We start from the raw sequence: 19,412 nt of genomic DNA on the forward strand, positions 1-19,412 counted from the left end.
GCCCATCTCGCTGGCGGGGCAGGGTTGGGCAGTCTTCACAGGCGTCACAGTTGGCGCGCGTCCATCCCGCTTGTGGTGTTGCGGCCTCGTCCCGCTTAGGCAGGGGCCTATTAGCATAGGACACCGGCTATGACCCTGTTCCACGGCCTCTCGGCCTTCCCTCTCACGCCGGCCGGCGCCGCGGGTCAGGTGCAGACCGAGGCCCTTTGTCTCCTGCTGGAGCGCATCCGCAAGGCGGGCGCAGACTCCGTGGGCCTTTTGGGCAGCACAGGGGCCTACCCCTACCTGTCCCGGTCCGAGCGGCGGCGTACTGTCGAGGCTGCCGTCGAGAGCCTCGGGGGGCAGACCCCGGTCGTCGTGGGCGTGGGCGCGCTCCGCACCGATGAGGCGCAGGAGCTGGCCCGAGACGCCGAGGAGGCCGGGGCTGACGGGTTGCTCCTGGCCCCCATGTCCTACCAGCCGCTAACGGACGGCGAGGTCTACCAGCACGTCCTGGCCGTTACCGAGGCGACAGGGCTGCCCTTGTGTCTCTACAACAACCCGACCACGACCCGCTTCACCTTCTCCCCCAACCTCATCGCCGAGCTGGCCCAGGTGCCCGGCGTCGCGGCGGTGAAGATGCCCTTACCTGCGGACGGCGACTACGCGGGCGAGCTCGGCCGCATTCGTGCCATGGTGCCTGCGAGCTTTGCCATCGGCCACAGCGGCGATTGGGGCGCGGCCAACGCGCTCCTGGCGGGCAGCAACGCCTGGTTCAGCGTGGTGGCTGGGCTGCTGCCCGCGCCCGCGCTCCGGCTCGCGCGGGCCGCGCAGGCAGGGGACGCCGAGGACGCACGCCGGGTCGACGACGCTTTCCAGCCGCTCTGGTCGCTCTTTCGCCAGTGGGGCAGCTTCCGCGTCATGTACGCCTTGGCCGACGTCTTGGGCCTAGGCGCCTTCGAGCCGCCGCGTCCGCTCCTGCCAATCGGGCCGGAGGTCCGGGCGCGCCTCGGCGAGGCGCTGGACCGGCTCGCGACGCTCTCACTCCCAACCTCCATTCATAGTGCCCCATGATCGACCCCGGCCAGTTCGCCCTGTTCTTCGCTGCCGCCCTCCTGCTCGCGGCCACGCCGGAGCCGGGCATCTTCCACGTCGTCGCCCGCACCCTTTCGGGCGGGCGCGCCGAAGGCGTCGCGTCGAGCTTCGGCACGGGCCTGGGCGGGCTTGTGCACGTGACGGCCGGAGCCGTCGGCGTGTCGGCTCTGGTGCTGGCCAGCGCGGAGCTGTTCACGGCTCTCAAGCTCATCGGCACGGCCTACCTCGTGTGGTTGGGGGTCCGCACGATCATGGCCGCACGCCGGGACGCGCAGGCCATCGCCAGGGGCCTGGAGCCCACCCACCCGTGGGCGCGCAGCGCGCCTTCCGGGGGGGATCGTGGTCGAGGCGCTGAACCCCAAGACGGCCGCGTTCTCCCTCGCATTCCTGCCACAGTTCGTGGACGTGGGCGAGGGCCATGTGGCGCTTCAGTTCATCCTCCTGGGCGTGATCTCGGTCACGTTGAACACCGGGGCCGACCTGATCGTGGCCGCCATCGCCGGGCGCGTGCACTCGGGCCTGTCGGCCCGGCCCAATTTGGTGCACCGCCTGCGCGAGGTCTCGGGCGGAGCGATGGTCCTGCTAGGTGTGGGGCTGCTGCTCGCGCGGCGGCCAGCAAGCTAGACCCGCAACGCGGGGGGTAGCGTCACGGAGCTTCGTATAAATCATCCATATCCATCAAGCCAGGCAGGACTGAGAAAGCGTCGACTGACTACACGGTTCCGCTCACCTGGTTATCGTGCACCAAGGGTGGAGCCCGGCCCTACTTCCGCTGCCCCGGTCAAGTAAATGGCAAACCCTGCCATCGCCGCGTGGCCAAGCTCTATGGGGCGGGACGCTACTTCCTCTGCTACCACTGTTACAGCCTGTCTTATCAGAGCCGGTCCGAGCAGCCTTACGACTGCCTCCTGCGAAGGGCCAACAAGCTGCGGCATGCGATGGGAGGCGAACCTGGTATGGCGAACTCCATCCCACCCGGGCGTAAGGGCTAATGGCATCGGACCTATGAAGCGCAGCTGGATGAGCTGTTCGCCCTCGAAAAGCAGGCCGATGCTTCCTTCATATCATGGGTCGGTCACAGGTTCCCGGGCGTGCTGGCTGGCAGTATCTTCGACTGACCCCAACAGCGCCTGGGACCGGCTGACGCCATCAATGGGAGTAGTGCGCCCCTCGGGCAATGAAGGTTCGGCCTGAACCATCGGCAAAGGGCCGATACCATTCGTGCTGGAGTTGGCGGCAATCCTCCGTCTCGCCATACACCTCAAGTTCGCAGTTCTGGAACCGGCAGCCGATCAGTGTCGCATCCCGCATGGGCGTGCTGTCCACGTAAATCGTTCGACCGATGTGAGTACCCGTCTGCGTGCGCCGCTTGGTGCGCCAATGCAGCATTGACCTGAGGAGGTCCCAACGCCGCTGCATCACGGCCCGGCCATTCCAGGTGGACATTCTGTCCATGCTGATCGTCATCGTCGTCCTCCCATTATGCGCAGAGGACACCCAATGCGCTTTGCTTTATGCTTTTGTTCTAGTCTTAGCGCGCTGCCCCACCCTTGTCTTGGCTCAAGCGAACTATTCTGCCTGCGTAGCCGCGCCCCTGCTCGGGAGATGCGGCGACGCTGCCCGTGGGAAGCCGACGCTGGTCTATGCGGGCTATGCAGGCTGCTCGGACGTGTGTCCGCTGGACATGTCCCGCAACGCGCTCGACCTCTCCATTGCCGCTGACGGCGGGGTGAGGCTGACGGCCTGTTCGTTTCCATGCTGCCCGAGCAGACGCCCGAGGAGATCGCGTTGGAGGCCTGGGACGGCGACCGCTGGCAGGGCGGCCTCACCGCCCGGATCACCCAGCGCTGGCTGTTCCTCCACCTGCTGGGCGTTGCGCCTGAGGCGCGGGGCCAAGGCGTCGGGACCCGCCTCATGCAGGCCATCGAGGAGGAAGCGCGCGCCCGCAGCTGCCTCAGGGTCTGGCTCGACACCTACAGCTTCCAGGCCCCCGGCTTCTACGCCCGGCTGGGCTATGAGGAGGTCGGGCGCATCCCCGACTATTCGCCCGGCCACGCCCGCATCTTTCTGGCCAAGCCGGGCCAGTTAAGAGCTCGAGAGTCCACTGGTCAGCGCTGCAGGCGCGATGCGACGCGGGCGCAGGCGGGCGCGCACCGGCTCGTCGAACAGGTATGTCGTGGCTGCGGAGAGCCCGAGCACCGCCACCACCGCCGCCGCCGCAAGCAGGCTCCCGTTGTCATCCCAAGCCTCGCCCAAGACCACCTTGAAGGCAGCTGCCACGAACAGCATCGCCGGGGCGTGCAGGATGTAGACCCCGAACGACAGCCGGCCCAGATGATCCAGGGGCTTGGCCGCCGCCGCCGGATAGGAGGCGGAGGCGAGCGCGATCAGTGCTAGCGGGAACACCAGCATCACCCAGAGGAGCGACAGCCAGATCGCCTCGTGAGGCAGCAGCACGAAGCCAAAGGCAGGCAACGCCGCCCAGAGCGGCACCGGCTGCTTGGGCATGATCCGATCCCGCAGCCGGAACAGAAGAACGCCCATCGAAAAGGACAGCCCGAACCGCGCCGCGCCACCAGCGAAGGTCCGCAGATTGAAGCCAAGATCGACTGTGCTGAACGCGAGCGCCTGCTGGACCAGGACAGCGGCAGCGACGACCGCGAGTGCCGCCAAGTGCCATGTGCGCAGCTTGGGCGCGACGGCCGCGTAAAGGATCGTTCCCCAAAGCTCCAGCGTCAGCGACCATGCGGAGGGCGCAAAGGGATACTCGCTCGACGCCCAGTCGGCTGAGGCCGGGTTGGGCAGCAGCAGCACCGCCTGTGGCAGGGGCTGCAGGAGTGTCCCAAGCGATGGGGCGTCCGGCGTCCCGAGGACGAGCTTGCTCACATGGTAGGCCAGACCCACGCCGCAGGCCGCGAGATACAGGGGATAGAGGCGGATGATGCGAACCCTGACGAAGCTCAGGAACGACAGGGCTCCGGACCGCAGGCGGCTCTCGTAGGACAAGGCCACGACGAACCCGCTCATCAGAAAGAACAGGTCCACGGCCAGGAACGCGCCTGGGAGCACCGGCGCGCCAACCGTCATGCTGGTCAGGTGGTAGGCGAACACGGCCAGGGCTGCGACACCTCTGGCCCCATCCAGGGCAAGCAGGTGCCCCGTTTGCTTCGAGCCTGTCATCACTGCTCCTCGTTCCGTTAACCGCGGTAGAGGAGTGACTTGGGCAACGAGATGTAAAGGGGCTTTTGGCGAAGCGAGGGCGTCCGTAGGCGCGTGACCTTAATAAGATATACCCCAGCAGAGCAGCTTTGTCGGACACTTGGCCCGTCCAAACAGGGTCACTTCAAGCGATACCGGATACCGACACGAGCGGGCTTAGAGCCTTATCGGACGGATATGCCTTGAAAGGAGTGAGCCGGATGACTGGACCGGATTTTCAGCAGTGCCGATAGCTTAGCGCCGGCGACGCTACTCTCATTATGCTTCTTATGCTTCGTGATTGGCGCACAAGTTGGCTCGGGAGGTGTCAGCATCCTGTGTTGGTGACTGTGACACATTCTGAACAGCCTCACGTTGACCGGCTTTCTTAAAGGACCGACGGACTGTCGTCGGCCTCAGGAGTGGGCTTGACTCCGGGCGATCCGAGGCAGATCGGAGGTCACAAGGTCGAAGCGGTGGCGCGTGCTTTCGGGGACGACGATCCCTGCCGATGGGCCCAGGAAGCGGATCTGGTTCAACCAGGTCCTTCGTGCGGCCAGATGACGTCCTCCAGCTCGGTCAATTTGCTGATCCGCGCTTCCCAACCCTCGATGCGGACGTTGCGCAGGTCGCTTGCGCGATGAAGGACCATGAGCGTCAGCAGCCGGCGGCGCATCGCGCGGTCTACGTCCCGCGGTTCGATTCCATACCCGTCCAGCAGGCTCTCGACCCGGTTGACCTGTCCCGCGCACATGAAGGCGCTGGGACCCAGAAGATCGTATTCGGGCCATCCCGTCATCACATCGCCGAAGTCAATCAAGGCCGCGAGGTGCCACCGGTCATCCATCTCGGCCAGGAGCAAGTTCTCCGGGATCCACTCCCCTGTCAGGATCACCGGTGGCGCATCCAGGGGAATGATGGTGGTCGTCTGCGCGAGAAGCCCATCAAGGTCGTCCAGCAACTTAGGCGCTAGCCCTTGACTGGCATGCCGTGCCTTGCAGCCGGCGATCTGCCTTGTGATGAACTCCGGCCATGTAGGCTCAATTGCCAGAAGCGGACCGGGTGGCACCGATTGCACCTCCGCAATCGTCCGCCCGACATCCAGGAGAACCTGACACTTCTCGGCCTCGCTCAAGGTCGGCCAAGCCTCCGACCCCAAAACGCCGTTCAACCGGGTCATGATGAGGTAAGGCCAGCCGTCGCGCTCCCCTTCGGCGATGATCCGGGGGGTCGGAACCGAGAGCGCTCCCTCTAACAGACGGAGCGTGGCTCGCTCGGACTCGAACTGGCTGCGGTGGAGAGGTGGGAAGAGCTTCAGGATGAGTCGGCCGTCGAGGTCGACCACGAGGTTTGTCCCGGTCTTGTAAGAGGCGAGCACAGTGGTCTGAACATTCTCGGCTCTGGCCAAGTCCTGAACTACCGCGCGCCAAAGGTAGGGATCGGCACGCCACCTCGCGAGGTCCTGCCGGCTACCAATATTGGGAAGTTCTGTCATGCTCGCCACGCGGCCCTCGGGCAGTTTGAGGTCTCGACCACCGTCGATAACACCGATGCAACCCGATCCACGCTGAAGCGGGAGTGTCATCGTCAATCGGCGGAACAAGGCCAGTTCCTCACTGAGGCGTCAACTCAGTCATTATTGCAAAAAGTACCTGCGCAGGTCTCGTCCAGTAAGGTTCGAGCCCTCGGTACAGGCTCGTGGGCTCACTTCTTTCTGAAGTCAGGTGCGGATCTCGACCGATCAGTCGCGCGTCCCTCTCAGCCGAGCAGTCGCCGAAACGCTGGCAGGTAACCCTCCGCACGGGCCAGCATCCACCGGGCGTATCCATCGAGATTCTTGGTCGCCGGCCCGCAGAACGGCCGTCGGAACGTCTTCCAACGGGCATGCAGGCCGTTGACGGTGTTGAGGTGGTAGGTTGCGGGCGTGATGCGGCTCCGCCGTCCGGCCACCAGCATCCAGTAGCCCAGCCCTGCAGCCTTCGCGATGGCACCATACTGCGGCGCTCCGTCCGACAGGAGGAACACGTCCGGCGCGATCCGCGGCAGGAGCGCCGCCTCGATGCTGGGCTGCTTCGTGTCAGGCATACGCAGGAGAGCGGTCCTTCCCTCCCGGTCGGCGATGCCCAACAGAGGCATCTGGTACTGACGCACGACTGCCTGGGGAGGACCCTTGCGGCCGTAGTCCTGCCACCGCAGGCGAGGCGGCGCGGGGTGGATCTGCGGCGCCCTCAGGTGGCGGACCCATTCCCGGCTGCCCTTGCGGCTTTCCCGCTGGAACGTCTCGTCGGCCTCGACGAGCCCGCCCAAGATCTCGCGCGAGTCACCCGGCAGGCTTGCCAACACCCGCATGCGCCAGCGCCACGCCGTATGGCGGGAGACGCCGAGCGCCTTGGCGAGCTTGCGGCACGACCTCGGCGCGTCGCCCATCATGTCCTTGAGCGTATCGAGGAACTGGCCCCGAAGGTGGATCCGCTCGACGGCCGTGCCGGTCAGCCCCGACCAAGTGCGGCCGCACCCTTTGCAGCGATAGCGCTGGACGTCTGTCCGGGTCCGCCCCCAGCGCTGCCGGTCCAATCCGCCGCACCGGGGACAGCCCCGCTCCCTCCCGGCCTCGTCCAGCCGACCAGAAGCTCGGCGCGATGCCGTGCGTCGCGCAGCGCCGCCTCGACCTCGGCGAACTGGGCAGGCGCGAGCGCCCGGATGGCGGCGAGGAGCGCGGGCAGGCTCTGGATGGTGGGCATGGCGGTGTCCTCCGGCGATCAGGACCGGGAACATTGGCATTGTTGTCTCGCGACGAAAGCGCACCAACACGCGTTGCTGACACCGCCTTGGCTCGCCTGCGCTGAGAAACCTTACCGTTGCCATCTGCCCGACCTTCTGCGATGCAGCACCTCAAGTCATCAGGACCCGGTGAAACCCCGGGTGGCTCTTCCGGCCGCTGATCCGCCGGACAACCAGCTAGGCTCTGCCCTGCCGGACCCCAATTACCCGGTATAGATGGCAGGCCCTGTGTCGGATCTTTCTCAGCTCATGGATTTATTAACGACAACAGGCTCCGTCGGAGATCCAGCCAAGCATCCCGCGAAACGTATTCTGGCCTTCGACGGGCTGCGAGGGGTCGCAGCCTTGGCTGTGGTCATCTTCCACTTCCTGTGCCTGCTCCGGCCCACCTACGTGCCGACCATGACGAGCACGTCGGCGGCGCTGACTCAGACACCGATCTATGTCCTGTGGAACGGCGCGTTCGCCGTCGCGATCTTCTTTGCCTTGTCGGGCTTTGTTATGGCTGCGGCTGCCGATCGACGAGGCCAGGGGCTGCTGGTCAGCTCCGCCGCCCGCTACCTGCGGCTCGCGCTTCCAGCCACGGCTAGCTGCCTCGTGGCCTGGCTCTGGCTCCAGACCTTTTCGGACGCGACCCAAATCATGGGGGCGTCTCTTGAGGAGCCCTCGCGATGGCTCGGCTACACGCGCCAAGGTGAGATCGGACCGATTTATCATCCTATCGCGGACGGCTTGATCAGCAGTTTCGTGAAAGGCAGCTCCCTCTTCAACAACGTACTGTGGACGATGCAGGTTGAGTTGATCGGGTCACTTGGGATCTTTGTCCTGTACAGGCTTTCGACCAAGCTGCTGCGCATCGGCGCCCTGCTGCTCGCCGGGGTCGCAGTGCTGCTGGTGTTGCCTGATGCGTACTTGGCGTTTGTGCTGGGAGCAGGGCTGTATGAGGCGCACAGATCTGGGGTGCTGGAACGGCTGCCGTCAGCTTTTCCCCTAGCGGCCCTACTTGTTGGCCTCGTGCTGGGAGGAGTAGGGCCCGGCAGCCATGAGACCTGGGGATTGCCTTATGTTCCCGAGCGGTGGCAGATCGGGACCGAGCGGGGTTTGGTCTCGATCTTCGCAGCGGTTCTGCTGATTTACGCCGCGCTCATGATCCCAAGGCTAGCCGATCTGTTGGCTGCGCGGGTACCACTCGGGCTAGGGCGCATCTCGTTCAGTCTCTACCTCGTGCATGTGCCGCCCCTCTATACGATCGTGGCTTGGGCCTACGTCACTGGCGCGATCCCGTTCCCGCTCCTGGCCGCGCTGTACTTCGTGGGCGTGCTGTTGATGGCTTGGGCCTTTACGCTCTGGGTTGATGAACCTGTCCTTCGTTGGCTCTCGGCGCAGCGCCGCAAGTGGACGGCGCAATTGGGACAGAGCTCAGCATAGGGTGCCACATGGGTCGATCTGTCCCGAGAGAGCTGCTACAGGTTACGCTTCTCTGGGAGACGAGTCCTAGGTTAGGCTCTTTTCGGCTTGTCTCTTCTGTCTCCGTTTCAGCAGAGCAACCTGTTTCACCGCGACAGTTATAGTCATGCTGTTTGGACCTGGACCGTCGAAGAAGTGGCAGCATAGTTCTTCCGCCTGTGCTTGGCGATAAGCCTTGAGTGGAGCGCTAGCACCTCCAAATCACTGCACGACTTTTTTAGCTTGGCGACCACCAGATAGATCGGTTCGCCTCACCTCTTTCTGAGGAACTCGGCGCCCGGAAACACAAGTGTCAGGTTGATGGCGAAGTTGATCACGAACGCAACCGCGATCCCCAAGAGCTTGGCTAGCAGTAAAGCAGCCCCCAGACGATTCGCCAACACCGTCGTTCCGACATTGATCGCGAGTCCCAGAGAGGCCGCCGCAAGGAAGCGTAGATACCCGCGCAACGAGATGGCCGCCCCGAACGCGAAGCGTGCGCTGAGAAGATAATTGACTACGGTCGCCGTCAGAAAGGACAGCACCGCGGCCATAGCAAGCGGCACTTCCTCCAACGTGATCAAAAAAGAGAAGACACCAAGGTCGACCGCAGCAGCCAACCCCCCTGTCATGAGGTAGGCTCCAAACTTACGCAGCCAAGCCGGACGAGGACGTGTCAGGGCGACGGCTCCACCAATTGTTTTGCGAGGTCACGGAAGTCACGCACGCGCGGGAGCCCTGGTGGGCCTCGCCGAGCTCTCAGCAGGAAGGCAACACCGGCGGCTCGTGCCGCCGCTCCGTCATGGCTGTCTCGGTCACCAATCATCAGGGTGGCGTCGGCTGGGAAGCCGGTGCGACGGAGCAGCATAAGCAGACCGGCCGGATCAGGCTTGAGCGTCGCCAGTTCTGGATCCCTCGCGGAGAGCACGTGATCGGCCGCGAGATCCAGCACGGCTAGCTTGTCGCGCACGGCGTAGTCGGACCAAACCGCGATCTGCTGACCTCGCGCACGTAAGGCCGCGAAGAGCTCCGCAGCGCCGGCTACCCGAGCCGCACGCAGGCGTCCGAGTGGGCGCCGCTCCATCCAGTCGTCGACGAGCGTACGCAAGGCGACCTCGCCGATACCGGTTTCGGCCGAAAGGCGCTCGATTAAAGGTCTCTCGAAGCCTGTGGGCAGGGTCAGGGCGAACTCCTCGCGCAGTTGCCGGAAGCGCCGCAGGATCCGCAGACGCGCCAGCCGGCCAATTCCGTCGTTGGACGGAGGCGTGGCCAAGAGCTCTCCCATCATGCCGAGCCGCACCGGACTTTGGCGGTAGAGGGTGCCGTCCAAGTCAAAAACTACGAGGCCATAGCGTCGGAGGTCGGGAGCGGGCCGCCGGCCGCCGGAACTGGACCTCAATGTCATGGCGCCGCGTCCCGCGCCCCTATCTCGATGAAGCGTTGGCTGGTCAGGGCGTCTAGGTTAGGCAAATCGACCAGGGTTGACAGCGCAAAAACTACGCAGCCGAGCACCGTCGTAACAATGACCGGCTTGGCCCGGTAAAGCTTCTCAGGCTTACGGGCGACGGAGTCTGGGGTCAGGGCCAGGGCGTAGTAGACGGCGAAGAGGGCCACAAGGCACGGGAACAGCAGCACGTACTCAATGCGGTACTTGATCAGAAAGATGGCGATGAAAAACGAGCAGAGCAGCGCGTAGATGAGGTTGGCAACGGACAGCTTGTTCTCCGTGTAGAACCGAAAGGAACGTCGATAGCGGCCCAGGATCTCAGCACCATCGGAAGCGACGATGTCGCGGTACTCTGCCAAGCGCTTAGAGTTCATGAGGAAAGCGCCGCCGAACCAAAAGGCCATTACCAGCGACACTGGCGGTAGGCTGGTGCCGTCCACCATAGCCCAACCCATCAAAAGTCGGATCGGGTTGTTGAGCGACTCCGACAGCACGTCCAGGTAGATCCGGTCCTTGGACCGCAGGGGCTGAACGTTGTAGGTCACCCCCGAGACCGCCAAGAGCGCCGCCGCAGCGAGGAACACGCCATTGACGAGCGCGGCGATGCCCAGCCCGATGGCCAGCAGGATGATCCATTCAGCCAGGATCACAAGACCAGACATCTCGCGCTGGACTGCGGCGCGCTGTGACTTCTCAGGGTGGAAGCGGTCGAAGTCGCGGTCGAGGTACTCGTTGATTACGTAGTTCGCAGAAGCGACGAGGACCGCCGAGGCGAACCCTAGCACGACGTTCCATACGAGTACGCTGGCAGGTTCGTGCAAACCGCGCAGCATGAGGGCGAGTACGATCCCGGGCAGGATGAAGACGTGCTTGGTCATATGGTCGAGGCGCGCAATCCGAATGTAGTCGGCTGGACCGGCCCGGAGCCGCCCCCCGCCAGAAACACCGGGTGGCGTCATATCAGTCACGCTCATGAGCGTCTCCCTTGGAGGTTGCGGGGCCGAACGTGGAGAGGATCGCCAAGCCTAGGAGAAGTGGCAGCAGCCAGACAATCCGAGCTTGGAACCGGCCGTATGGCGACGCGAGCATGCCGCAGATGAACGCATTGAGAATGAGGCCGCCCAGGCAAACCAAGATCAGCACGGCCAAGGGCCCAGTGCGTGGAAGCCGCCCAGCAAGGGCCAAGACCAGGAGACCTGCCGCCGCCAGCGCCGTGCTGACCTGGGTCAGTCTGGTAAAGGCTGGGGCCATCCAAGGACGATCCCAAATCGCCGACGCCTGCGTCACCTCGACGATCTCTTCCCAGAAGGCTCCTGCCAAGTAGTCGGCATTGTTTCGCGTGAACGGCACATCGTCCACTGAAAGGGACCAGAGCTGAGACACACCGTCGTAGAGGAGGCCGTTGACCGTTTCCCAAGGCTCCGCAGCCAGCGTGGCGAGGGTGAAGCGCGCTTGCTCGTCAGCCAAGGCCCTTTTGATGTGGTTGGGCACCGTATCGAAGACGCCCGTCTCTGTGTCGTCGGCGAAGAGGAAATCCATCCAATTGGTTGGAAGCCGGTCGGCATAGGCGCAGAGAACGAAGCCGCTCTCGGGGCAAGTATCTTGCATGAACTGGGTTCCTGGCCCCATGTCCACGAGGTGTGCAGTCACATGCGGCCGGGATACGGGCGGTCTTCCTGTTGTCCACGTCACGAATAGCGAGAAGGCGGCTGACCCGGCCAACCCAATGATAACAGCAAGGGCTGGCACTCCGACGCTCCAGGCTCCTAGGTGCCGGCGCCAACTCGGCCGAAGCATGAGCAGCGCCAGGAGACCCGTAAGGGTTGCGAGGAGTAGTAGATGGCTGGTGTGGAACAGGGCCGCCAAGGCTATGACCGCCCCAAGAGCCAAACGGGCAGGCCATCCAAGGCGGGCTCCTACGGCGACGATAAGACCTATGGCGAGGATCAGCAGTCCGGCCCAGATGTCAGGCATGACCAGAGAGACGAAGAGCCCGGCTGAGCTCAGGAGCCCCAGGCCGGCACACAGGATCAAGACCGCCATTTGCGTGAACGCCGGTCCGGCCGCAGGCCGAGCCAACCGCGTGATCGGGACGAGTAGCGCGGCCAGGGCCAATGCGTGCAGGATGACCACGCCATTGAGCCCCAAAAGCTTTCTCGCGAACCAGACAAAGCCGCTATAATAGACAGAGCGGCCCGTGTAGACGAGGTAGTCCTCGTCGCCAGAGGCGACTAGGGCAGCGTCGACTGGCAGAGCGCCGGCTCCGTCGAGCTTCTGCGCCAGCAGATTTGCCATTTGGCTGACCATGCCCAGGTAGTCGGCGGAGTCAAAGTAGACGAATGGCGCACCGTTGAGCAGGGCCGGCACGCAAAGAAGAAGCGTACCGGCCGCAATGACCAGAACCCAACGCATCCGCTGAATGTTAGAATGAGGCATGCGGACGATGAGGTTCATGATGACTCGTTGTTCGTGAGGAGCCGACTGTCAGACTGAACGGGTGGCAACCGCGTTCGCGCACTAGCCGCGATCTGCCTGTGAAGCAATTAGCGCCTCGAGCTTGGTGCGGGTGAGTTTTGCCTTCAGCCAAGGCAGGATGACATGCTCCTGCCACTTCCTGATGACCGCCTTAGTGAGAAGGCGAGGGAAAGCGCAAAGTGGCTTAGCGTGGGTCGTGTGCGTCATTCGTGAATACTGTTGAAGAACTCGGTAGCGAGCCGACGAAGGCTCCGGAACGGACTTTCAGGCCAAACTGCCCGTAACAAAATCAACAATTTATGAGGAGCCCCGTTTGACCACGCTGGCCGAAAGGCGCCCGAAAGAGCCCTCGGCCGAGTTTTTCAACAGTATTCATGATTGCCGCACGGTGATCAAGCTTCACGGACGCTGGCCGACGGGGCTCTTCGTGGCAAACGGCTTAAGCGCTCTGCTTGCGAAGGTCCTTTGGTTGTCGGCAGGCGACTTGCACCATGCGAGGCACAGCAGACCAGGGAGCTACGCCAGAAGGATCTCGGCAACTGTGCCGAGGAGGGCGCGCAAGCTGTCAAAGATCGAGGCGACCTGGAACGTGACGGCCAACATCAGAGCGTAGAAGAGCCCGGGCCGTGCCCGTTCCTGTGCGAGGAGGCCCCAGCGCAAGGTCAGCGCCACAAAGACCGGCCCCAGCAGGGCAGCCACCGTCACCCCAGCCAGCGCACCCACCAGAATGTCGCTTGGGTAGTGCACGCCCACGACCACGCGAGGCAGGCTCACCACCATCGCCGCATGGAGAAAGGCGAGGCTCCCCAGGGTGCGATGAACCGCAAAGATGCCAGTGGCGAGGGCGAAGAAGAGAACTGCGTGGTCGCTCGGCATCGAGCTCCAGCCGTCAAGGGTCCCGGCGGCGTCAAAGCCCTGCGGCGTCTTGAGGGCGAGCCCCTCGGTGTGGATGGGGCGGAGCCGGAACGGCAGCCAAAGCGCCAAGGCCCGACCGATTGCGATCGCCGCGCAGGCAACAAGAACCGTGGCGAGAAGCTGGGCACGGAGGCAGTTGCGCGCCATTCCCTCCGCCGCTCCACCAAACCAAAGCCCCCACAGCATCATCATGGGCACAATACCCTTGAAGATCGGGTTGGTTCTGACCTCCAGGATGACTTGATCGAGCGACCAGCTCCCGCCGACCAAGCTGTTGAGCTCTCGCAACACGGCCGCATCCAAGCCGACCAGGACACTTGTCACTGCACATCTCCTACATGCCATAGCATTTTACAGAACTGTTACACGGAGCAAGGCGGGGCTGCATTGCTGGAGTCCGAACTCGTGCAAGCTGCTCCTTCCTAGGGCCGGGAAAACGCTGGCAGGGTGCCTTCTAGCATCACGCTGCCCTGTGATCTTTGGCGAGCCACTACGGAACGGCTGGAACGCACGCAGCCCGCGATGCAGGTGAGACAGTGTGCGTCATTCCTAGAATAGGCGCGACAGCCGACCTCAAGCATCGCAAGCGGTTGGCTGGTGCGTATCTCAGGTGCGAAAGCCGTTCACCTTGCTCCTGGCCGACATCCCGCCTCGTGAACGTCAGGCCGTGTAGCCGCGTCTCCGCTTGGCCCGGAGCAAACCCTGAAGGGCGCTGGCCGCCTTGCTCGGATCTTCATACCAGTCCGTTCGAACCTGGCCTGAGGCTCCGATCCGCCCCCAGTTGCGATGACCCCGGGCTCCCCAAACAGGCTGACGGTCAGCGCCACGCTGTAGAACCGCCGCATGTTGCAGGACAGGTCCACGCGGGTAAGGAGGACGGCATCAGCGCGTTCGGTCGAGGCGACAGGACCAATGGCGAGCGCGGCCGCAGGCGGGCTGGCCGGCTGCGCGGCCGGCCAGTCTAAGAGGGTGTATGAGAAGTCGCCTGTCTGGTCAGCAGCGCCCCATAGCTCCTCCCTCCAAGAAGCATCAGCCGTAACACCTCTCTCCGGGACGATACACCTAATCGGGGATCGCCCTCCCTGCTGGCCGCCACGCGCCAGCAGGGAGGCAGGCCCGAGCCTTTGGTGCGCTTGTCACATGGAGCGGCTCTGTTAGGCTTCCCTGGGGGAAGGTTTGTGGAGGACGAGTATGCCGACAGTGTATGTGAAGTTCGACATCGTCGAGGAGGTGAGCAACTGGAGCTCCGAGACGGATCCCAACTTCACCGGCTACTACAGAGACGAGATCACCCAGACCTTCTTAGGGCAGGAGCGGGATGTCTACCTGTCCTCATCGGCGCTGGGACCGTTCACCTTCGCCCTCAATGGCGTCTCATTGTATCCCGTCCTGGGCGGCAACAATGGCTTGTTGTTCATGGGCATCAACACGGATGGGCAGTACGGGCAGCGTGCATGGACCTACTATGCCCGCTATGAGAGCGTCTCATATACCCGGCCGGACACTTACAACGAGGAACCGATCATTGAACGATCGGCGCGGAGCTACATCACGCCTGATCGATCGCTCTACACCGACTACTCTTGGACCTTCCCGGACTATGACTGGGTCGAGATGTGGGTGCCGGCGTTCCTATTCACGGACGGGTCCGACCGTGTCAACTTCAACAGCCTGACCTCGGACCAGAGGCTGGCCGTCAACGACGGCGCGGATCTTTATGGCGCATTGGCCGGCAATGACACCGTGGTCCTGCCCGGCACCCGCTCGATTTCAGGGGTGACTCGGACCTGGGACCCGGGGCGGGCGTTCAGCGCCGGGGACGGGAACGACACGATCACCGGCGGCCAACTTGCCGACAACATTCACGGCGATGGCGGCAACGACACCTTGCGCGGCTATGGCCAAGGAGATCGCCTCGGAGGTGGCGCCGGGGCCGACACGCTCAACGGTGGTGGCGGCAACGACGACCTTCAAGGAGACGTGGGGCAGGATATCCTCAGGGGCGAGGCTGGCGATGACTTGATCGACGGCGGTGACGGCCAGGACACGCTCCATGGCGGCCTAGGCCTGGACCGGCTGGAGGGGGGTGCCGCGAACGACGAACTCTACGGAAGCGACAACGCCGATATCCTGCTGGGTGGTCAGGGCAACGACGCGCTCCGGGGCGGCCAAGGCAACGACCGGCTGTTCGCCCATGGCCTGTTCGGCGACGTCGCCTCCGGCCATGATCGCCTTTGGGGGGAACAGGGGGACGATTTCCTCGTCGGCGGGGCGGGCAACGACGAGCTTCGGGGCGGCGCCGGCCGGGACACCCTGACCGGGCAGAGCGGGAACGATCTCTTGATGGCCCTGGATGACGGAGCCGAGCGGGGAGCCGGAGACAGCGTCGTGGGGGGGCGCGGCCGTGACCTCATCCAGGTCGACCATCGGGATGTCGTGGCTGATCTGGAGGTCGGCGACCGGCTTCAATTCCTGAGCAACTGGTCCATCGACAACGCCGTATTCATCTACGATGGGCAGCGGACGTCTCTTTACACCTACAACGCGACCTTCCAAAGCCAGGAATGGGTGATCATCGAGACAGGGGTCAGCACCTACCTTCTCGAAGTGGCCCAGCGCTCGGGGTTTGGCGGCTCGACCCTTATCGAGGTCACCCGCAGACCCCTCCCCGACAGCGGCCCCTTGAACCTGCTGACCATCGATCCCGTCCAGGCGGAGGTCGATCTGGAACGTGTCATCATGGACTGGGTGGACGCCTACGCCGCCGCCTCCGTAGCCGACGGCATCAGCTTTCTGGAGTCGTTCGTAGGCAAGCGCGCCCTGAAGTTCTTCGGCTTGTCCCTGCAAAAGGAGATGAGCAACACGGTCAAGGATCCGCTTCTGGACCTGGTAGCCAAACTCGGCATCAAGGCGCCCGTCGACGACGCGAAGTTCGCAGCCGGTGCCGTTGGCCTGCACCTGGCCCAGGAGTCCGGCGATGTTCCTTCCGCATCCCGTGTCGCGCAATGGGCCGACCTGATCAACGACACCTTCAACCCTTTCGCCAACACGACGGCGCTTTTGGGCCAGACCGCTTGGGCGGGCGTTGTGGCGGTCGTTCGCCTGACCCTCGATCCGGTGGTCAAGGCGCTTGAAGGCATCCGCGTGGGGACGGGCGCGAACGAGACGCGTTCGGGCACAGGCGCCCCGGACATCCTGTACCTCAAGGGCGGAAATGACACCGCCTACGGGCGCGACGGGGACGATTTGGTTATCGGGGGCAGCGGCGCGGGGAGCGATATCTACGATGGCGGGCGCGGCCGTGACACGGTCCTTTATGTGAGCACGACGGCGGGCGTGACGGCCGACCTGGCCCAGGGGACCGCCTCTGGGCGTGGCATCGACCGGGATCGGCTGGTGAGCATCGAGAACGCCAGCGGAGGCTCGGGCCACGACCGCCTGACCGGATCCGACGCGGCAAACCGGCTCTGGGGCGAGGATGGGCATGACCGCCTTCTAGGCGGCGCGGGCGATGATGTCCTGGAGGGCGGCGCGGGCAACGACCACCTGAGCGGCGCGGCCGGGCGGGATCGGCTCCTGGCCGGCGCGGGGGCGGACGTGCTCGATGGCGGCGCGGGCGCGGACAATCTCCAGGGCGGCACAGACGCTGCGGGCGATCATTTTGTCTTCAGCCATCACAGCCACAGCGCGCCGGGGGCAGCGCGGGATGTCATCCGCGGCTTCACGCCCGAAGCGGACCAAATCGACCTGCGTTCTATCGACGCCCGGATTGCCTCGTCGGCCAACGACGCCTTCCTGTGGTCGAACACAACGGCCGCCGCCCACTCGGTCTGGTGGTCGCGAACGTCGGAGGGAGTGGTCCTTCGGGCCGATGTCACGGGCAATACGCAAGCCGACATGGAGGTGCTCCTGCGAGGCGTGTCGGTCCTGGAGGCTCAGGACGTGCTGCTTTGAAGGACGTCGGGAGCGGGCGCGGGTGACGAAGCGCCGCCCCCTTCCCATTGTCGCTGTTCCGCGATGATTTTCGCACGGGACACGCCATAAGGGAGGCCCGCTGGTGCCCACCTGCGACAATCCTGGCAACCTGCTTTATCGCTTGCTCGACCGCTTCGAGGCCCGGCGCCGTCCGGTGCTGGCGGAACGGGCGGCTTGGACGCTCGACTTGGCGGAGGCCCCGATCCCTCCATGGTGCTGATACGGCGGCGAAGCTACCCGGGGGCGCGCGCCAAGCGGCACGAGCAGCAGAACGGGCGGGAACGCTTGCGGACGCTGTGGCAGTCATCGATCCCGCTCTGGCTGAGGTATGACAGCTGCTGTCCCGTCCGCCCCACCCATGACCTTGGCCCCCGCTTCCTTCAGCGTGCCGTCGCCGTTGAGGTACGTGTAGAGCGTGCCCGTGCCGATGCCGAACCGCTTGGCGATGGCTTGTGCCGTCTCGTCGGTGTTGGCCAGGAGCGCCTGCGCGGCCTTGAGCGTAGCCCTGTCCATCTTACGAGGCCGGCCGCCCTTGCGCCCCCGGGCCCGGGCGGCGGCCAGACCCGCCCGCGTGCGCTCGGCAATGAGCTCGCGCTCGAACTCGGCAAAGGCGGCGAAGACGCCAAAGAACAGCCGCCCGTTGGCGGTGGTGGTGTCGATCTGCGCGCCAGCCCCGATGAGGACCTTGAAGCCCACCCCGCGCGTGCGAAGGTCGTCCACGGTGGTCACCAGGTGCTTGAGGTCGCGTCCCAGCCGGTCGAGCTTCCAGACCACGAGCGTGTTGCCGGGCTGGAGCGCCTTGAGGCAGGCCAGGAGCCCGGGGCGGGCGTCATGCCGCCCCGAGGCGAGGTCCTCGTACACACGGTCCCCTTGCACACCGGCCGCGAGCAAGGCGTCGCGCTGAGGGTCCAGCGTCTGGCTGCCGTCCGCCTTGGACACCCGCATGTAGCCCAGCAGCAAATCTGTCATCCCGATCCCTCCCTCACTGCGATGCGGTCCGGTTGCCTGACCCTGACCTGAGTCGCTCGAAAACACGCGCTGAGACCATTTAATCGCGCACAGTAACCGGAACGGGTTTCCGAGTGGAAGGCAAGCCCTTGCGCGGCCATGTTGCCGGAGCGCCTGCAAACGGTCGTTTTCTGAGCGGGGATGAACCGACGACACGGACCTGCCGGTTTAAATGAGGCCGCTCCGACCTGCAAGGCTGCTGAGTCTCATTCCGCCCATCCGGATCACATCGGACCATGATGACCGCCAAGCAGGTTCAACGCTGACGCCGGATCAGACCTACCATGAACATAGTGCCTGAAGCACAGGTTGATACCTAAGCAACGACTCAGTTAAAGTGTGCTAAGTAGGTCAGCCGGAGCGTCGAGCCATGCCATCGCAGCGGGTCAAGATCGTGGAAGGGGGCAAGCTGGTGATCCCGGCCGCGTTCCGGCGAGAGATGGGCATTGCCCCGGGCGATACCGTCGTGGTCGAGCTGGACGCAGGCGAGCTCCGGGTGCGTTCGCTGTCATCTGCCATCCGGCAGGTGCAGGCCCGGATGCGGGAGCTCAACCCCGAGGGGCGGCTCCTGTCCGATGAGCTGATCGCAGACAGGCGGGCGGAGGCGGCTCGTGAGTGACGTGATCGGAGCTGAGACGGGTGACGTGGCCAGACCAGGCGGGCAGGGCGCTTACGTCCTCGACGCCTCTGCGCTCCTGTGCCTCATCAACGGTGAGCCTGGCGCCGATCGCGTGGCTGGCGTGCTGTCCCAGGCCGTCATCTCGGCCGTGAACTTGGCCGAGGTGGCCACCAAGCTGAACGAGCTCGGCGCCGATGTCGCCACCGCCCGCGCCCTTCTCGCGCCGCTCCACCTGGTCGTAGTGCCCTTTGACGAGGTCGTGGCCTTTGCCACGGGCGCGCTGCGGACCGCGACACGGGGCCAGGGCTTGTCCTTGGGCGACCGCGCCTGCCTAGCCTTAGGCGCGAGCCGGGGCGCCACGGTTCTGAGCACGGACGAGGCCTGGACGGGCGTGGCTGACCGCGCCGGAGTGGCCGTGGAGATGCTCCGCTGAGCGGTCTCCGGTTTCGACGACATGCGACGGGTCGCCTTTGG

19 protein-coding genes, 2 pseudogenes and 1 other annotated feature are annotated in these 19,412 nt (G+C 64.6%); of the genes and pseudogenes, 9 read left to right on the plus strand and 12 right to left on the minus strand.

Going from position 1 to position 19,412, the window contains the following annotated elements:
- Positions 1 to 129 precede the first annotated feature (129 nt).
- The 3 genes and pseudogenes from FHG66_RS15930 (at position 130) to FHG66_RS22635 (ending at position 1,698) form a co-directional block, all read left to right on the plus strand.
- Complete coding sequence (locus tag FHG66_RS15930) at positions 130 to 1,053, plus strand: dihydrodipicolinate synthase family protein (protein ID WP_139078054.1); 924 nt, start codon at positions 130 to 132, stop codon at positions 1,051 to 1,053.
- Positions 1,050 to 1,286: pseudogene (locus tag FHG66_RS22965) on the plus strand (LysE family transporter); the annotation flags it as partial. The gene FHG66_RS15930 and the pseudogene FHG66_RS22965, both read left to right, overlap by 4 nt.
- Before the next feature lie 127 nt (positions 1,287 to 1,413).
- Positions 1,414 to 1,698 carry a hypothetical protein gene (locus tag FHG66_RS22635; protein WP_218013869.1) on the plus strand — a complete coding sequence of 95 codons (285 nt, stop codon included), beginning with the start codon at positions 1,414 to 1,416 and terminating at the stop codon, positions 1,696 to 1,698.
- A gap of 525 nt (positions 1,699 to 2,223) precedes the next feature.
- Here FHG66_RS22635 and FHG66_RS15940 read toward each other — a convergent pair.
- Positions 2,224 to 2,541: a hypothetical protein gene (locus FHG66_RS15940; protein WP_139078055.1), complete on the minus strand. Its 318-nt coding sequence runs from the start codon at positions 2,539 to 2,541 to the stop codon at positions 2,224 to 2,226.
- Between the two features lie 288 nt (positions 2,542 to 2,829).
- Here FHG66_RS15940 and FHG66_RS21950 point away from each other — a divergent pair.
- A pseudogene (locus FHG66_RS21950) lies at positions 2,830 to 3,042 on the plus strand (GNAT family N-acetyltransferase); the annotation flags it as partial.
- 117 nt (positions 3,043 to 3,159) lie between these two features.
- Here the strand turns inward: FHG66_RS21950 and FHG66_RS15950 are convergent.
- From FHG66_RS15950 to FHG66_RS21665, 4 genes are all read right to left on the minus strand, one after another.
- The gene (locus FHG66_RS15950; protein ID WP_139078057.1) at positions 3,160 to 4,254 is read right to left on the minus strand and encodes an acyltransferase family protein; all 1,095 of its coding nucleotides are present in this window, start codon (positions 4,252 to 4,254) and stop codon (positions 3,160 to 3,162) included.
- A 553-nt stretch (positions 4,255 to 4,807) separates the two neighbouring features.
- Positions 4,808 to 5,767 carry an aminoglycoside phosphotransferase family protein gene (locus tag FHG66_RS15955; RefSeq protein ID WP_139078058.1) on the minus strand — a complete coding sequence of 320 codons (960 nt, stop codon included), beginning with the start codon at positions 5,765 to 5,767 and terminating at the stop codon, positions 4,808 to 4,810.
- Between the two features lie 263 nt (positions 5,768 to 6,030).
- Positions 6,031 to 6,846: an IS1595 family transposase gene (locus FHG66_RS15960; protein ID WP_176556282.1), complete on the minus strand. Its 816-nt coding sequence runs from the start codon at positions 6,844 to 6,846 to the stop codon at positions 6,031 to 6,033.
- Complete coding sequence (locus tag FHG66_RS21665; RefSeq protein ID WP_176556283.1) at positions 6,762 to 7,013, minus strand: hypothetical protein; 252 nt, start codon at positions 7,011 to 7,013, stop codon at positions 6,762 to 6,764. The genes FHG66_RS15960 and FHG66_RS21665 overlap by 85 nt, the downstream gene beginning before the upstream one ends.
- Positions 7,014 to 7,172: 159 nt before the next feature.
- Positions 7,173 to 7,228, plus strand: a sequence feature (sul1 is cis-regulatory element that is thought to sense ions involved in sulfur or methionine metabolism; They are found in Alphaproteobacteria).
- Positions 7,229 to 7,302: 74 nt separating this feature from the next.
- On the opposite strand from FHG66_RS21665, the gene FHG66_RS15965 reads away from it, so the two are divergent.
- Positions 7,303 to 8,481: an acyltransferase family protein gene (locus FHG66_RS15965; RefSeq protein WP_139078060.1), complete on the plus strand. Its 1,179-nt coding sequence runs from the start codon at positions 7,303 to 7,305 to the stop codon at positions 8,479 to 8,481.
- Between the two features lie 290 nt (positions 8,482 to 8,771).
- Here FHG66_RS15965 and FHG66_RS15970 read toward each other — a convergent pair whose 3' ends face one another.
- The 6 genes from FHG66_RS15970 to FHG66_RS22970 all read right to left on the minus strand — a co-directional run bounded on the left by FHG66_RS15970 (position 8,772) and on the right by FHG66_RS22970 (position 14,188).
- Complete coding sequence (locus tag FHG66_RS15970) at positions 8,772 to 9,131, minus strand: GtrA family protein (protein ID WP_139078061.1); 360 nt, start codon at positions 9,129 to 9,131, stop codon at positions 8,772 to 8,774.
- A gap of 44 nt (positions 9,132 to 9,175) precedes the next feature.
- Positions 9,176 to 9,904 carry an HAD family hydrolase gene (locus FHG66_RS15975; RefSeq protein WP_139078062.1) on the minus strand — a complete coding sequence of 243 codons (729 nt, stop codon included), beginning with the start codon at positions 9,902 to 9,904 and terminating at the stop codon, positions 9,176 to 9,178.
- Positions 9,901 to 10,920 (minus strand): UbiA family prenyltransferase, encoded by a 1,020-nt coding sequence (locus tag FHG66_RS15980; RefSeq protein ID WP_218013870.1) that lies wholly within the window; start codon positions 10,918 to 10,920, stop codon positions 9,901 to 9,903. The genes FHG66_RS15975 and FHG66_RS15980 overlap by 4 nt, the downstream gene beginning before the upstream one ends.
- Complete coding sequence (locus tag FHG66_RS15985; RefSeq protein ID WP_139078063.1) at positions 10,907 to 12,400, minus strand: hypothetical protein; 1,494 nt, start codon at positions 12,398 to 12,400, stop codon at positions 10,907 to 10,909. Before FHG66_RS15985 ends, FHG66_RS15980 begins: the two co-directional genes overlap by 14 nt.
- A 537-nt stretch (positions 12,401 to 12,937) precedes the next feature.
- Positions 12,938 to 13,660 carry a phosphatase PAP2 family protein gene (locus tag FHG66_RS15990; RefSeq protein WP_176556284.1) on the minus strand — a complete coding sequence of 241 codons (723 nt, stop codon included), beginning with the start codon at positions 13,658 to 13,660 and terminating at the stop codon, positions 12,938 to 12,940.
- A gap of 336 nt (positions 13,661 to 13,996) precedes the next feature.
- Positions 13,997 to 14,188 carry a WGR domain-containing protein gene (locus FHG66_RS22970; RefSeq protein WP_425471751.1) on the minus strand — a complete coding sequence of 64 codons (192 nt, stop codon included), beginning with the start codon at positions 14,186 to 14,188 and terminating at the stop codon, positions 13,997 to 13,999.
- A 339-nt stretch (positions 14,189 to 14,527) separates the two neighbouring features.
- Between FHG66_RS22970 and FHG66_RS22640 the strand changes: the two genes are divergently transcribed.
- Complete coding sequence (locus FHG66_RS22640; RefSeq protein WP_139078065.1) at positions 14,528 to 17,290, plus strand: calcium-binding protein; 2,763 nt, start codon at positions 14,528 to 14,530, stop codon at positions 17,288 to 17,290.
- Positions 17,291 to 17,393: 103 nt separating this feature from the next.
- Entirely contained in the window at positions 17,394 to 17,531 is a 138-nt protein-coding gene (locus FHG66_RS21670; RefSeq protein ID WP_176556285.1) for a hypothetical protein, read from the plus strand.
- Positions 17,532 to 17,614: 83 nt separating this feature from the next.
- On the opposite strand, the gene FHG66_RS16005 is transcribed toward FHG66_RS21670, so the two are convergent.
- Positions 17,615 to 18,280, minus strand: a complete 666-nt coding sequence (locus tag FHG66_RS16005; RefSeq protein ID WP_176556286.1) for a recombinase family protein — start codon at positions 18,278 to 18,280, stop codon at positions 17,615 to 17,617.
- 409 nt (positions 18,281 to 18,689) lie between these two features.
- On the opposite strand from FHG66_RS16005, the gene FHG66_RS16010 reads away from it, so the two are divergent.
- Both FHG66_RS16010 and FHG66_RS16015 read left to right on the plus strand, forming a co-directional pair.
- Positions 18,690 to 18,938, plus strand: a complete 249-nt coding sequence (locus FHG66_RS16010) for an AbrB/MazE/SpoVT family DNA-binding domain-containing protein (protein ID WP_139078066.1) — start codon at positions 18,690 to 18,692, stop codon at positions 18,936 to 18,938.
- On the plus strand, positions 18,931 to 19,371 hold the full coding sequence (locus FHG66_RS16015; protein ID WP_218013871.1) for a type II toxin-antitoxin system VapC family toxin: 441 nt from the start codon (positions 18,931 to 18,933) through the stop codon (positions 19,369 to 19,371). The genes FHG66_RS16010 and FHG66_RS16015 overlap by 8 nt, the downstream gene beginning before the upstream one ends.
- The last annotated feature ends 41 nt before the right edge of the window (positions 19,372 to 19,412 follow it).

Source organism: Rubellimicrobium rubrum (assembly GCF_006152115.1).
In the GTDB taxonomy this organism is placed as follows: Bacteria; Pseudomonadota; Alphaproteobacteria; order Rhodobacterales; family Rhodobacteraceae; genus Rubellimicrobium; species Rubellimicrobium rubrum.